12 protein-coding genes and 1 pseudogene are annotated in these 12,777 nt (G+C 73.1%); 3 read left to right on the top strand and 10 right to left on the bottom strand.

What is annotated here, in order from left to right; translation table 11 throughout:
- Positions 1 to 440: pseudogene (locus BLW47_RS24110) on the bottom strand (hypothetical protein); the annotation flags it as partial.
- Between the two features lie 442 nt (positions 441 to 882).
- Between BLW47_RS24110 and BLW47_RS24105 the strand changes: the two are divergent.
- The 3 genes from BLW47_RS24105 to BLW47_RS24095 all read left to right on the top strand — a co-directional run bounded on the left by BLW47_RS24105 (position 883) and on the right by BLW47_RS24095 (position 6,270).
- The gene (locus tag BLW47_RS24105) at positions 883 to 2,607 is read left to right on the top strand and encodes a cholesterol oxidase substrate-binding domain-containing protein (RefSeq protein WP_091562902.1); all 1,725 of its coding nucleotides are present in this window, start codon (positions 883 to 885) and stop codon (positions 2,605 to 2,607) included.
- Between the two features lie 343 nt (positions 2,608 to 2,950).
- Positions 2,951 to 5,419: a beta-xylosidase/alpha-l-arabinosidase gene (locus BLW47_RS24100; protein ID WP_245737058.1), complete on the top strand. Its 2,469-nt coding sequence runs from the start codon at positions 2,951 to 2,953 to the stop codon at positions 5,417 to 5,419.
- Positions 5,420 to 5,481: 62 nt separating this feature from the next.
- Complete coding sequence (locus BLW47_RS24095) at positions 5,482 to 6,270, top strand: DUF72 domain-containing protein (protein WP_245737056.1); 789 nt, start codon at positions 5,482 to 5,484, stop codon at positions 6,268 to 6,270.
- A 129-nt stretch (positions 6,271 to 6,399) separates the two neighbouring features.
- Here BLW47_RS24095 and BLW47_RS24090 read toward each other — a convergent pair whose 3' ends face one another.
- From BLW47_RS24090 to BLW47_RS24050, 9 genes are all read right to left on the bottom strand, one after another.
- Positions 6,400 to 7,035, bottom strand: a complete 636-nt coding sequence (locus BLW47_RS24090; RefSeq protein ID WP_091562898.1) for a Dps family protein — start codon at positions 7,033 to 7,035, stop codon at positions 6,400 to 6,402.
- A gap of 96 nt (positions 7,036 to 7,131) precedes the next feature.
- Positions 7,132 to 7,563 (bottom strand): DUF2267 domain-containing protein, encoded by a 432-nt coding sequence (locus tag BLW47_RS24085; RefSeq protein ID WP_091562894.1) that lies wholly within the window; start codon positions 7,561 to 7,563, stop codon positions 7,132 to 7,134.
- Between the two features lie 132 nt (positions 7,564 to 7,695).
- Positions 7,696 to 8,571, bottom strand: a complete 876-nt coding sequence (locus BLW47_RS24080; RefSeq protein ID WP_091562890.1) for a DUF72 domain-containing protein — start codon at positions 8,569 to 8,571, stop codon at positions 7,696 to 7,698.
- 11 nt (positions 8,572 to 8,582) lie between these two features.
- Positions 8,583 to 9,029: a TraR/DksA family transcriptional regulator gene (locus BLW47_RS24075; protein WP_091562885.1), complete on the bottom strand. Its 447-nt coding sequence runs from the start codon at positions 9,027 to 9,029 to the stop codon at positions 8,583 to 8,585.
- Positions 9,030 to 9,157: 128 nt separating this feature from the next.
- Positions 9,158 to 9,787: a nucleoside/nucleotide kinase family protein gene (locus BLW47_RS24070; RefSeq protein WP_091562882.1), complete on the bottom strand. Its 630-nt coding sequence runs from the start codon at positions 9,785 to 9,787 to the stop codon at positions 9,158 to 9,160.
- 42 nt (positions 9,788 to 9,829) lie between these two features.
- Positions 9,830 to 10,462: a winged helix-turn-helix domain-containing protein gene (locus tag BLW47_RS24065; protein WP_091562878.1), complete on the bottom strand. Its 633-nt coding sequence runs from the start codon at positions 10,460 to 10,462 to the stop codon at positions 9,830 to 9,832.
- 215 nt (positions 10,463 to 10,677) lie between these two features.
- Positions 10,678 to 11,127, bottom strand: a complete 450-nt coding sequence (locus BLW47_RS24060; protein ID WP_091562924.1) for a rhodanese-like domain-containing protein — start codon at positions 11,125 to 11,127, stop codon at positions 10,678 to 10,680.
- Positions 11,127 to 11,588, bottom strand: a complete 462-nt coding sequence (locus BLW47_RS24055) for a cysteine dioxygenase (protein ID WP_091562874.1) — start codon at positions 11,586 to 11,588, stop codon at positions 11,127 to 11,129. Before BLW47_RS24055 ends, BLW47_RS24060 begins: the two co-directional genes overlap by 1 nt.
- A 123-nt stretch (positions 11,589 to 11,711) precedes the next feature.
- Positions 11,712 to 12,554 carry a patatin-like phospholipase family protein gene (locus BLW47_RS24050; RefSeq protein ID WP_091562871.1) on the bottom strand — a complete coding sequence of 281 codons (843 nt, stop codon included), beginning with the start codon at positions 12,552 to 12,554 and terminating at the stop codon, positions 11,712 to 11,714.
- Positions 12,555 to 12,777 lie beyond the last annotated feature (223 nt).

The raw sequence follows: 12,777 nt of genomic DNA, 5'->3' as shown, positions 1-12,777 counted from the left end.
TCATGGTCGTTACGGTCACCCAGGTGACCCAGGTTATCCAGCTTCGACTCCTGCAGCGACGTCGCGATCGCGATCACCCACGCCCGCGGCGGCAGATTCATCTGCTTACCCGCCTCAATGATCGCCTTCGCATTCGCCATCCGCTCCGGCGTCATCTCATACGTCGACTGATCAGCCGGCACACCGTTGGTCATCAACTGCTCCACCGACGGCGCCGCCTCCTTGTGCTCGGCCGGCTTGTCGGCCCGGGCCACGATCTGCTCGGCGGCCGCGGTGGTGCGGGCCGTCGGGTTGTCGAGCTGGGCGCTGGCAGCGGCCGCCGGGCTGGCGCCGGCGAGCGCGCCGAAGACGGCGAGGCTGGACACGGCCAGCGCGACGCGGTTCTTGTTCTCGATGACGTTCGGAATCCACTGCTTGAAAAGCTCACTGTTGATACCCACGACAAATCCAATCTCTCGGGGGGTTGAAGAAAGTCATCACCGCGCGCCGATCAAACGGACATCAAGGCACACGGGGCCCGGGGCAACGACACCCGGAAGAAAGTCTGATATTCGGCGGCGGGGACCATGTACAACGACGGCGACCGGCCGGCAATTCCCCCGCCGTCGTGCGGCGGGACGTGGCACAACCACCGCCGCTGCCCGGCTATTCCATCCGCCGGAAACAACGACGCCGACCGTGGTACACAACGACGACGGCGGCTGTGCCATTCCGCGCGACTCCGGGGTTCGAGAGCATTCGCCGTCGCCACGTCTGCGTCCGCCATGTCCCGGCACGGGCGAAATGCGAGGGCCCCACCCGCGGAATCCGCCTTTCCGCTGCGGGCTCATCGCTCGTCATCTATCGTTCGATCGACACGCCATGTGCGACGCGGGAGGCGGCATGCGCGACGAATACGGGCCTGTTTCGCGACGGCGGTTACTGGCCGGCGCCGGCGCCATCGGTCTGCTGTGGACGCCGGTCGGCGCCGTCGGCGTCGACCACGCCGATCCCGGGTGCCCCGTTCCACCGGGGTTTCCGGGCACCGTCCCGCTGTTGCGCCGCGTGTACGAGAACTGGTCGGGCGAGACGCGCGTGGATCCGGTGTGGACGTGCGTGCCGGCGACGCCGGCCGACGTGGTGACGGTCGCGAACTGGGCGCGCGCGCACGGGTACACGCTGCGCGCGCAGGGGTACCGGCACGGGTGGTCGCCGCTCACCGTCACGCCCGCGACGTCGTGCGCCAGCCGGGTCGTGCTCGTCGACACCACCCGGCACCTCACCGCGATGTCGATGGCGCCGGGCGACGCCCCGGCGGTCCGGGTGCAGAGCGGCGCGGCGCTGGAGGCGCTGCTGGAGTACCTGGGCACCGCCGGCTACGGCGTGACCGCGACCCCGGCGCCGGGGGACCTGTCGGTCGGCGGCGCGCTCGCGATCGGCGCGCACGGCACCGCCGTGCCGGCCGCCGGCGAGCGGCGGTTGCGGGGCGCCACGTACGGCTCGCTGAGCAACCTCGTCGTCTCCTGCACCGCCGTGGTCTGGGACGCCGAACGCGACGGCTACACGCTGCGCACGTTCCACCGCTCGGAACCGGAGGCCGCGGCGTTCCTGGTGCAGCTCGGGCGCGCGTTTCTCACCGAGGTGACGCTGCGCGTCGCGCCCGATCGCCCGCTGCGCTGTCTGAGCCGGGTCGACATCCCAGCGGCCGAGCTCTTCGCGCCGCCCGGCGCGCCGGGACGCACCGTCGAGCGCTTCCTCGACGACAGCGGGCGGGTGGAGGTGATCTGGTTCGCCTTCACCGACAAGCCCTGGCTGAAGATCTGGAGCGTCAACCCGGTCCGGCCGGCGACGAGCCGTCCGGTGACCGGCCCGTACAACTATCCGTTCTCCGACAACGTCCCGGAGCCGGTGGCGGAGCTCGCCGGGCGGATCGTCGCCGGCGAGCACTACCTCGCGCCGCTGCTGGGCCAGGCCCAGTACGCCGCGACCGCCGCCGGGCTCACCGCGACCGTCTCGGCCGATATCTGGGGCGCCTCCCGCAACGTCCTGCTCTACATCCGGCCCACCACGTTGCGGGTGCACGCCAACGGGTACGCGGTGCTGTGCCGGCGCGCCGACGTGCAGCGGGTGGTGCACGGCTTCACGCGGTTCTACGGCGAGCTGCTGGCGGGCTACGCGGCGCGGGGGCGTTACCCGGTGAACGGGTCGGTCGAGATCCGGGTGACGGGGCTCGACGAGCCGGGCGACGTGGCGGTGGCCGGGGCGGCGCCGGCGGCGCTGTCCGCGGTGCGACCGCGCGACGACCGTCCGGAATGGGACGTCGCGGTCTGGCTCGACGTGCTCACCCTCCCCGGCACCCCGGACGCCGCCGCCTTCTACGCCGAACTCGAGGCGTTCATCTTCGGCACGTACGACGGGTCATGGGCGGCCGCCCGCGTGGAGTGGTCGAAGGGCTGGGCGTACGGCCCGGCCGGCGCCTGGTCCGACCCGACGGTGCTCGACGAGACGGTACGGGCGTCGTTCCCGAGCGGCGGGGCGGGTTCCTTCAGCGCCGCCGCCGCGACGCTGGCGCGCTTCGACCCGCACCGGGTGTTCACCAACCCGTTCCTGGACCGGCTGCTGGACTGACCCGCACGAGGTCGGCGGGAATCTCGGCGATGCGCGCGCGGCCGCGTACCCGTCGACCGGTTCCACATCGCGGCACGCGTCGGCGGCGGCCCGGCTGCGGCGTCCGCAATTTTCGGTCTCGCCCCGGCGCGTGATCGACCCGTGCCGGGCCTGCGAACTCGGAGAACGTCCGATAAGTGCGCTTCGCTCCGCGACATCCGGTCCCCCGGTGTCGCGTTCGGGCTCGACTCCGACGCAGATTTCCGGAAACATATCGGAAGTAGCGCGAGTCCGCGGCGCGACGGGTGCGCCGTGCTGCGCCGCTGCCGCCCACCCCCGCAACACCGAGGACAGGAGGCTGCCTGTGAGCAGCAACGGCCACGCGTCCCTCGACCGGCCCGACACCGGCCCCGGTCAGGTCGCCGCGGTGCACGAGGCACCCGCCGTGGCCGGACCGGCCGCGCGCGACGGCAGCGGCGGGGCGCCGGCGCCCGGACGCGCGCCCTGGCAGGACCCGTCGCTTCCGGCTGAGGAACGCGTCGAGGACCTGCTGGCCCGGCTCACGCTGGAAGAGAAGCTCGCCCAGCTGTCCGGAATGTGGCTCGGCGCGACCGCGACCGAACACGACATGGCGCCGCACCAGCACGACCTGGTCGACGAGACGCTGGACTGGACCGAGCTCACCCGGTCCGGGCTCGGTCAGCTCACCCGGCCGTTCGGCACCGCACCGGTGGATCCGGCGGCCGGCGCGGCGGCGCTGGCGCGCCGGCAGGCCGAGATCGTCGCGGCAGGCCGGTTCGGGATCCCGGCGCTCGCCCACGAGGAGTGCCTCGCGGGCGTCATGACCTGGGGCGCGACCGTTTATCCGACGCCGCTGGCCTGGGGCGCGTCCTTCGATCCGGCGCTGGTCGGGAGGATGGCCGCGCAGATCGGCGCCACGATGCGCCGGCTCGGCATCCATCAGGGGCTCGCCCCGGTGCTCGACGTGGTCCGCGACCCTCGGTGGGGCCGCACGGAGGAGACGATCGGCGAGGACCCGTACCTGGTCGGGACGATCGGGACGGCGTACGTCCGGGGCCTGGAGTCCGCCGGGATCGTCGCCACGCTCAAGCACTTCGCCGGTTACTCGGCCTCGCGCGCGGGGCGCAACTTCGGCCCGGTCGCGGTGGGCCCGCGCGAGCTCGCCGACACGCTGCTGCTCCCCTTCGAGATGGCGCTGCGCGACGGGGGCGCCCGCTCGGTGATGCACTCGTACGCCGAAATCGACGGTGTTCCCTGCGCCGCGGACGAGACGCTGCTCACCGGTCTGCTCCGCGACGCCTGGGGCTTCACCGGCACCGTCGTGGCCGACTACTTCGGGGTGTCGTTCCTGCAGTCGCTGCACGGGGTCGCGGCCACCCCCGCCGAGGCCGCGGCGCTGGCGCTCACCGCCGGCGTCGACGTGGAGCTTCCGGCCGTCCGCTGCTACGGGCCGCCCCTGCTGCGCGCGGTCCGCGCCGGAGCGGTGCCGGTCTCCCTGGTGGACCGCGCGGCGCGGCGGGTGCTGCGGCAGAAGTGCGAGCTGGGCCTGCTCGACCCGGACTGGCAGCCGACCCCGCCCGCGCTCGCCGGACCCGACGGCGCCGACGGGGGCGTGGACCTGGATCCGCCCGCGCACCGGGAGCTCGCGCGACAGCTCGCCGAGGAGTCGGTGGTGCTGCTGGCCAACGACGGGACGCTGCCGCTGCGCCCCGGCTCCCGCGTCGCGGTGGTCGGCCCGCTCGCCGACTCGCCGGCCGCGATGCTCAACTGCTACTCATTCCCGAGCCACGTCGCCGACGCGCACCCCGGCCTGTCCGGCGCCGTGGCGATCCCGACGCTGCTGGCGGCGCTCCGCACCGAGCTGGGAGCCGCCGGGCTCGCGCACGTGGCCGGCGGCACGCTCGACGAGCAGGAGATGCCGGAGATCGTGCGGGCCGCCGCGGCGGCGGCGAACGCCGACGTCTGCGTCGCGGTGCTCGGTGACCGGGCGGGCCTGTTCGGCGCCGGCACCTCCGGGGAGGGGTGCGACGCGGAGGATCTGGAGCTGCCGGGCCGGCAGGCGGAGCTGCTCGACGCGGTGCTGGCCACCGGCACCCCGGTCGTGCTGGTAATGCTCAGCGGACGCCCCTACGCGCTCGGCCGGTACGCCGACCGGCTCGCCGCGGTGGTCCAGGCGTTCTTCCCCGGCGAGGAGGGCGGGCCGGCGGTGGCCGGGGTGCTCAGCGGGCGGGTCTGCCCGTCCGGCCGGCTGCCGGTCGGCGTCCCGCGCCGCCCGGGCGGGCAGCCCGCCGGCTATCACGGCCCCGCGCTGGCGCACCGGACCGAGGTCAGCACCGTCGACCCGACCCCGTTGTTCCCCTTCGGGCACGGGCTGTCCTACACCGCGTTCGCCTGGGAGGACGTGCGGGTCGACGGAGCGCCGGTGCCGGGCCCGGTGGAGCTCGGCACGGACGGGGAGCTGACGCTGTCGCTCGCGGTACGCAACACCGGCCACCGGGCCGGCGCGGAGGTGGTGCAGCTGTACCTGCACGACCCGATCGCCCAGGTGACCCGGCCGGTGCAGCGCCTGACCGGGTACGCCCGCGTCGCGCTCGGGCCCGGCGAGGCGCGCCGGGTCGAGTTTCGGGTGCACGCCGACCTGTCCTGCTTCACCGGCCGCTCCGGGCACCGGATCGTGGAGCCGGGCGAGCTGGAGCTGCGGCTCTCGGCCTCCAGCGCCGACCACCGGCACACGGTCCTCGTCCGGCTGACCGGTCCGGAGCGGCGCGTCGATTACCGGCGGCGGCTGACCGCGGCGGTGACCGTCCACTGACCGCAATGATGAGGGGCCTGGCGGACGGGTCCGCCAAGCCCCTCATCGACCGTCGAACGGGCATGGAACCCGCGGCGGCGGGGCACATCGACGGCATGATTCTGGTCGGCACCTCGGGATGGCAGTACCGCGACTGGCGCGACCGGTTCTACGGCGGCCTGCCGCAGCGGTGCTGGCTCGAGCACTACGCCGCGCGCTTCGTCACCGTCGAGGTCAACAACGCGTTCTACCGGCTGCCCGAGCGGGACACGTTCGCCCAGTGGCGCGCGCGCACGCCCGACGACTTCTGCGTGGCGGTCAAGATGAGCCGCTTTCTGACGCACATCAAGCGGCTGCGGGAGCCCACCGAGCCGGTCGAGCGGTTCCTGAGCCGGGCGACCGCGCTCGGCGACCGGCTCGGGCCGGTGCTGCTGCAGCTGCCGCCCACCCTGCGCGCCGACGTTGGCGCGCTGGACGCCACGCTCGCGCTCTTCCCGCCCGAGGTGCGGGTCGCGGTCGAACCACGGCACCCCAGTTGGTGGACCGACGAGGTGCGGGAGACGCTGACGAAGCGGGGCGCGGCCCTGTGCTGGGCCGACCGCAGGGGGCGGCCCGTCACCCCGCTGTGGCGCACCGCGGACTTCGGCTACGTCCGGCTGCACGAGGGCGCCGCCAACCCCCGCCCGCGCTACGGCCGCGCCGCGCTGACCTCCTGGGTCGACCGCATCGCCACCACCTACGATGACGCCACCCCGGTCTACGTCTACTTCAACAACGACCCCGACGCCGCCGCCCTAACCGACGCGTCAGCCCTGGCCCGAATCGCCACCCACCGCACCCACCGCACCCACCGCGTCACCCGCACCCCCTAACCCCCCAGATCCGCGTGATCAGGGACCAGCTCGCGCGCGGCGTCGGCGTGTCGCGAGCACGGTCCCTGATCACCGGGATCGACGATCACCGGGATCGACGGCCACCGGGACCGACGGTCACCGGGATCGTCACGGGATGCCGGGGCGCATGCTCGTGGCGTGCGCGGTGCTCACCAGCCGGTCACCCTGCTGGCCGTCGGGGGCGTAGACCAGCGGTGTGTCGACCAGGTGCTCGGCGAGCATCCACGCCTGCATCTCGCCGGTCCGGACCACATCGGAGATCAGCAGGTCGTTCGTGCCGTCGTCGCCACAGTCCGCCGCCTCCTTCGCGATGCCACGGGCAGCGATCAGGATCATCTCGTGCGCCTGGAGCAGCCGGGAGAGCATCGACGGGATCTCCTCGACCCCGTTCGGCGCCCGCGGGATCTGGGTGATCTCGGCGACGTGCCGGGGGTCGCCCACCGCGATCCCGCCGAGCGTCTGTACCCGTTCGGCGATCTTGTCGACGATGGCCAGCTGCTGCTTGGCGTGCTCGTCGAGGAGCAGATGCAGCTGATAGAAGGTCACCCCGCGCATGAGCCAGTGGTGCTTCTTGTAGAGCGAGTACAGGATCTGGGTGTCGGCGAGGACCCGGTTCAACCGCTCGCACGAGCGCATGCGGGTCTCGAAGCCCAACGCGATCGGCAACTGTCGGACGGTGCCGAAGGGCTGGATCTCCTTGCCGTACGAGTGCAGCCAGGGCTGGCTGCCGCCTGGGGCTGTCATCTCGGCTCCCGATGGTGGTGTCGACCCGCGCGGGTCGAGGTGGAGCGCCCGCCGGCCCGACGTGGGCGGCCCGGTCGGGCTCGGTCAGCGCCGACGTCACGCCGGCAACATCGACATCAGTTCCTTCGGCATGCTGGACTTGACGTCCTGCCACTCGCCGTCGGTGATGTACGGGCGCAGCGCCGTCAGGACGGTCTGCACCAGCCGTTCGATCCCACCGTCGATCTCGAAGCGGAAGTCCTCCCGGACCCGCGCCAGGAACTCGCTGCGCCCCATCTTCTCCGGCGCCTTGTCCGGCTCCCAGCCGTCGTAGTAGATGCCGCGGATCAGCAGCGGCAGCTGCGCGGAGAGCTGGACCGCCTCGCCGACCGGGAGCCGGTCACGCAGGCAGTGCAGCACCGCCCGCAACGCCAGGTACGACTGGTTGCGGCGCTCCCGCGGCCAGCCGTAGGCCTGCTCGATGTCCTTGAGGACCCGGTTGGTCTTCTCCACGGTGCCGTCCAGGACAGCTACTTGGGAACTTGTCATCTCTGCGGCCCTTCTCGAGTCAGTAATGCGGGAGGCGGCGTGCGCGACCCGCACCACTCGCCACCTCGACGTAGCCCGAGCGTTCCGCGAAAACGGGTGAGGGCGCCTCACCCCGTCAAGATGAGAAAGTCGTCAGCCGGCGTCGGCCAGCAGGGCCGCCAGCGTCGCCGCGTTGCGCTGGGCGGCGTCGCGGACGCAGTTGTTCATCAGCACGTGCGTCCGCTCGGTCTGCTCGGCCAGCGCCCGCAGCTTCGGCGCCCACCGCCGCAACTCGTCGTCGGAGTAGCGGTAGCCGAACTTCTCGTGGATGTCCTTGCTCGTCCAGCGCTCGCTGTGGCCGTGGAACCGCATCACCGCCAGCTCCGCGGTCGCCGCCAGCACGGGCGGCACCGACGAGCGGTGTCCCTGGGGCATGTCGACGCAGACGTACGGCAGCGTGTGCGTGCGCAGGAACTCCAGGGTCTCGGCGCAGTTGTCCCCGGCGAACCAGGAGGCGTGGCGGAATTCGAACACCGCCCGCAGCGGCCGGCAGCGCTGCTCCACCTCCAGCAGGTACTGCTTGTTCGTCCGCGAGATCGCGAACCAGGGCGGAAACTGGAAGAGCAGCGCGCCGAGTTTGCCGGCCGCCACGAGCGGGTCGAGCGCGGAGAGGAACCGCGACCAGATCTCCTCGTACGTCTGGGCGCTGAGGTCGTCCGGGTAGATGTTCTTCTTGTCGGTGACCGGCCGGAGGTCCCGGTAGAGCGCGGAGACCCGGGTCGGGTGACCGGTGAGCAGGCTGAACGCCTTCACGTTGAACGTGAATCCGGGCGGCGTGCGCGCCGCCCAGAGCGCCGCGGTCTGTTCGGCCGGGGGCGAGTAGTAGGTCGCGTCGACCTCGACCAGCGGAAACTGGCTCGCGTAGTAGCCCAGCCGCTTCTCGGCGGTGTCCGCCGAGGGCGGATACCACCCCGACTCCAGCAGCGTGCGATCGGTCCAGGACGCCGTGCCGACCTTGATCTCGCCCATCGGCCCCGCGGTTACGCCGCCCGCCGCTCGCGCGCCTGCTTGCACGTCACGCAGGACGTGGCCGCCGGGAAGATCTCGAGCCGCTCCACCGGGATCGGGTCCGCGCAGCCTTCGCAGAAGCCGTACGCCCCCTCCGCCAGCCGCGCCAGCGCGTGCTCGAACTGCAGGCGCCGCTCCAGAATGGTCATGATCAGCGACTGCGCCGTGTCCCGTTCGGCCGTCTTCGTGCCGCTGTCCGCCTGGTCGTCCCCCGCCGTGTCGCTGCGCTCCACGAGCCGCAGCACCTGGTTGTCCGCCACCACCCGCTCGTATTCGGCGGTCAGCTCGTCGTAGCGCGCCTGCAGCGCCTGCCGCACCTGCACGGTGTCCGCCGCCGAGCGTCCCCGCCCGAACGCCACCTGCTCCTCGCCGACGGTCGCGACCTGCGACCCCGCGACGACCGCACCATTGACCAGCATGTTCTGCCCCTTCCGTGGGACGACGGTGGCGCTTTCGCGAGCAGCGGACCGGGTGATCCGTACGATGCGCCGTGCGCGCGGGCAGATACCCGCGCGCCGAACGCGTCAAACCGTCGCATCGCGCGCGGCTAGCGTTCCTCCACGATCGCCGGATGCCGGGGGTCGTCCAGCCGCACGACCACGTCCGCGAAGAGCGCCGGGCACACCTCCTCGGCGTACCGGGCGAAGGCCGGCAACGTCCACGCCAGTTCGGGCGGGGTACGCCGGGCGAGCGCGCCGGCGGAGAGCACGAGGTGGACGGTGACGTCGAACGGCAGCGCGCCGCCGAGCAGCAGCGCCCCGCTGACCAGGACGACCGCGCCCGGCGGCAGCTCCCGGTACGCCGCGCGGCTGGCCCGATCGGTCTCGGGGTTCCACAGCGACGGCAGGATGCGGCCGGCGCCGCCCGGGGCGGTCGGGTCCAGCACTTCCCGGCGCAGTCCCGGCTCGTCCAGCCAGCCGGCGTAGAAGGCGTCGGGGTTCGCGCGGCCGAACTCGTAGCGCAGCGAGGCGGGCCGGAGGAAGTCGTCGGCGGAGATCCGTACCGCGGGGCGGCCCCGCTCCCGCAACGGATCGACCAGCGCGTCGGCGAGCCGCTCCGGCGCCGCCGCCGGCGGCCCGTCGACGGCGACCCGCAGCCATTGCCCGGGCCGCTCCGCGACGAGTCGCTCGGTGAGCTCGTCGACGAGCCCCTCGGGGGTGATCGGTCGAACCTGCACGCCACCATCGTGCCCGGCGCCGGCGGGCGCCCGCCGCGGTGGTCAGGCGTGGTGGTCGATCGTGATCACCACGTCGTCGGCGAGCCGGTAACCCACCCCATAGACCGTGGTGATCAGAGGCATCCGGTCACCGACCTTGACCCGCAGCCGTCGAATGTGGACGTCAACGGTGCGCACTCCGGTGTGTTCGTAGCCCCAGACCGCGGTGAGCAGTTGCAACCGGGTGAAGACCCGCCGCGGATTCTGCACGAAGTGCAGCAGCAGGTCGAACTCGAGCCGGGTCAGTGGCAGCGGCTCGCCGTCGAGCAGGACCGAGCGGGAGGCGGCCAGGATGTGCAGGCCGGCCGGCTCGGACGGCGCCGGTGGGGCCGGCGGGGGCGGCGCGGGCGTGGAGGCGGGCGGCCGCCGGGGCGCCGGCACGTACGCGTGCTCGCCGTTGGCCGCGGTCACCGCCACGGCTCCCTCGCCACGCTCGATCATCTCTCTGGCCGCCTCGAGCAGTCGCCGCGCCGCCGGCGTCAGCGCCTCCTCGCAGGCGAGCGGGATGGAGAGCGTGACGGTCAACGTCGGGGAAGCGTGACCGGCGGGACGCCGGGACGCCACGGGCGGCCGTCCCGGCCCGGCGGGTTGGGAGGTGTGCCATCCAGCACGCGACGACGCGGGGCTGACGGACATGCTCCTCCTTGGCAGATGCGGACATCTCAGCACGCGCACCGATACGCGTGAGCGACTCCCCAGGAAGCACGGCACCGCGGCGGGAAAAAGACGGGGAGACGCCCGCTGGCACCGCACTGTGACGATGCTTCCGGGCGCTCGCGCTCCGGTCAATAGTCTCGGCGTTGCATAAATGTGACAATCGACAAACGCAACGTAGTCGATCCCTTGCGGATTCAGGCGAGCATGCGGGCGGGTCCGAAGGCGGGCAGTCCGGCGAGCCGCCACGCGACGAACCCGCCGACGACGTCGGTGGCGCGGTACAGCCCCAGGTCCTGCAGGGCGGCGGCCGCCAGTGACGAGGTGTAACCCTCCTGGCAGAAGACGATCACGGGTAGGTCGTACCGGTCCGCGATCGGCAGCCGGGAGCCGCTGCGGGGGTCGAAGCGCCACTCCAGGACGTTGCGCTCGACGATCAGCGCGCCGGGCACGGCGCCGGTGGCGCCGCGCTGGGCAGCCGGCCGGATGTCGACCAGGACCGCGCCGAGCCGGTGCGCGAGGTGCGCCGCCTCGGGGTCGAGGCGACACAGCCGGGCGCGGGCCCCGGCGAGGATCGCGTCGATGCTCCGGGAGCCGGCCGGCGGGCGGGGGCCGCGACAGCTCGACCGCGGCTGCCGGAACGGGATCACCACGCGACCCCCGCCCGCGCCACCTCGGCGACCCGCAGCACGCCCGCGTCCAGCCGGTAGCGCGTCATGCTGCGCAGCGCGGGGGCGTAGACGTGCAGGCTGATCGCCGGGTCGGTGCCGCGGTTGGCGACCCGGTGGATGTGGTGGGCGCCGAACCGGCGCCCCGCGCCGGTGGCGAGCTCGGCGCCGACCAGCGCCCCGCCCCGCACCGTCTCCTCCACAATGGTTCCGGCCAGCACGACGAACGCCCCGGCGGAGCCCCCGTGATCGTGCAGTTCGGTCCCCTGCCCCGGCAGCCAGGTCAGCAGCCAGGCCTCGTGATCGGGCCGCTCGGCGAGCCGGGCGTACCACCGGTCGAGGGGATCGAAGCGCGGGCGTACGGGCCACCGTGCGGGCGAAGCGGCATAGCGGCGGGCGATGGCGAGCAGATCAGCGCGGTCGGCACCGGAGACGGTCATCGGGGTTCCTCTTTTGGTCGGGTGTCCACTGCGACCCCACATTACCCCAGCAACCCTATCGGGTTAATAGGGATTAGCGTGGGATCGCGCCGGGCCACGGGCGAGGAAGCCCGCGCGGCACGGTCAGGACGGGCCCCAGACCGCCCCCACCCGGGCGGCGCACTCCTCGCCCTGCGTCATTCCGGCCGCCAGCGACGCGGCCGCCCGCGACGGATCGAGCACGTTCGGCCCGATCGCCTCCCGGGCCGCCGCGTCCGGCGACACCAGCACCGACCGCACCTCCCCCAGCTCCCGCAGTTCCGCCTCGGGCGAGGTGCGGAAGAGCCCGTCCACCGGCGCGATGACCACCACCGCCTCGGCGCCGACCGCCAGATCCGCGTTGGTCACCGAGCGCACGCCGCCGTCCATGTACCGGCCGCCGTTGATCTCGACCGGTGGAAAGACGCACGGCACGGCGCAGCTGGCGGCGACGGCCCGGACCAGCGGGACGCCGTCGGCGTCGTCCCACGCGGCCGGCTCGCCCGTCTCGGCGTTGACGACCGTGACGACCAGGCGCGGCTGGGCCGGCCAGTCGTGCACCGGCAGCAGCGCAGCGAAGCGCTCGACCTGCACGCGGTCCTCCCCGACCGGGGCGGTGAGCGCCAGCCGGCCGAGCCGGGCCCGTGCCTCGGCCGGGTCCAGTGTCGCGTCCGAGACGATCCCGAACGCCTGACCGATCAACGTCAGGTCCAGCTGGAACGACAACTCCGCCTCCCCGTCGAGGCCCGCGCTCCGCAGGACCGACACCGCCTGATCGAGGTCGACCGCGGTGGCGACCAGCGCCCCGACCACCGACCCCGCCGACGTGCCGACGATCAGATCCGTGGTGCTCAGGTCGACGCCCGCGTGGCGCAGCCCGGCCAGCACGCCCATCTCCCAGGCGATCCCGGTCACCCCGCCGCCACCGAGTACGAGCGCCCGCGCCATGTCCCCTCCTCCGTCGACACCCCGGGTCCATTCCTACCCATTCGGGCGCGACCGCGGACAGTTCCGGCCGGATTGCCGCGTTCACCGCCGCAGGCCGGCACGAGAGCCACGCCCGCGTCACAGGTCACTGATGTTCGCGCCCGGCGTGGCGGGGAAACCCGGGCGTTGAGCCCCGGTCGATCCGAGTGCTTGAATGTCCGCGGGAGCTCGGGCCGGTCCGTCA

The sequence above is a fragment of the Micromonospora pattaloongensis genome, from assembly GCF_900107255.1.
Taxonomy (GTDB): Bacteria; Actinomycetota; Actinomycetes; order Mycobacteriales; family Micromonosporaceae; genus Micromonospora_I; species Micromonospora_I pattaloongensis.
The sequence above is the reverse complement of the archived record's forward strand: the minus strand, read 5'-3'. Positions and strand labels throughout refer to the sequence as shown.

Bases quoted from the DNA above. Each gene is read 5' to 3' on its own strand.
- BLW47_RS24105 (WP_091562902.1), top strand. From the start codon at position 883: ATGCGCGACGAATACGGGCCTGTTTCGCGACGGCGGTTACTGGCCGGC.
- BLW47_RS24095 (WP_245737056.1), top strand. From the start codon at position 5,482: ATGGAACCCGCGGCGGCGGGGCACATCGACGGCATGATTCTGGTCGGC.
- BLW47_RS24090 (WP_091562898.1), bottom strand. From the start codon at position 7,035: ATGACAGCCCCAGGCGGCAGCCAGCCCTGGCTGCACTCGTACGGCAAG.
- BLW47_RS24085 (WP_091562894.1), bottom strand. From the start codon at position 7,563: ATGACAAGTTCCCAAGTAGCTGTCCTGGACGGCACCGTGGAGAAGACC.
- BLW47_RS24080 (WP_091562890.1), bottom strand. From the start codon at position 8,571: ATGGGCGAGATCAAGGTCGGCACGGCGTCCTGGACCGATCGCACGCTG.
- BLW47_RS24075 (WP_091562885.1), bottom strand. From the start codon at position 9,029: ATGCTGGTCAATGGTGCGGTCGTCGCGGGGTCGCAGGTCGCGACCGTC.
- BLW47_RS24065 (WP_091562878.1), bottom strand. From the start codon at position 10,462: ATGTCCGTCAGCCCCGCGTCGTCGCGTGCTGGATGGCACACCTCCCAA.
- BLW47_RS24055 (WP_091562874.1), bottom strand. From the start codon at position 11,588: ATGACCGTCTCCGGTGCCGACCGCGCTGATCTGCTCGCCATCGCCCGC.
- BLW47_RS24050 (WP_091562871.1), bottom strand. From the start codon at position 12,554: ATGGCGCGGGCGCTCGTACTCGGTGGCGGCGGGGTGACCGGGATCGCC.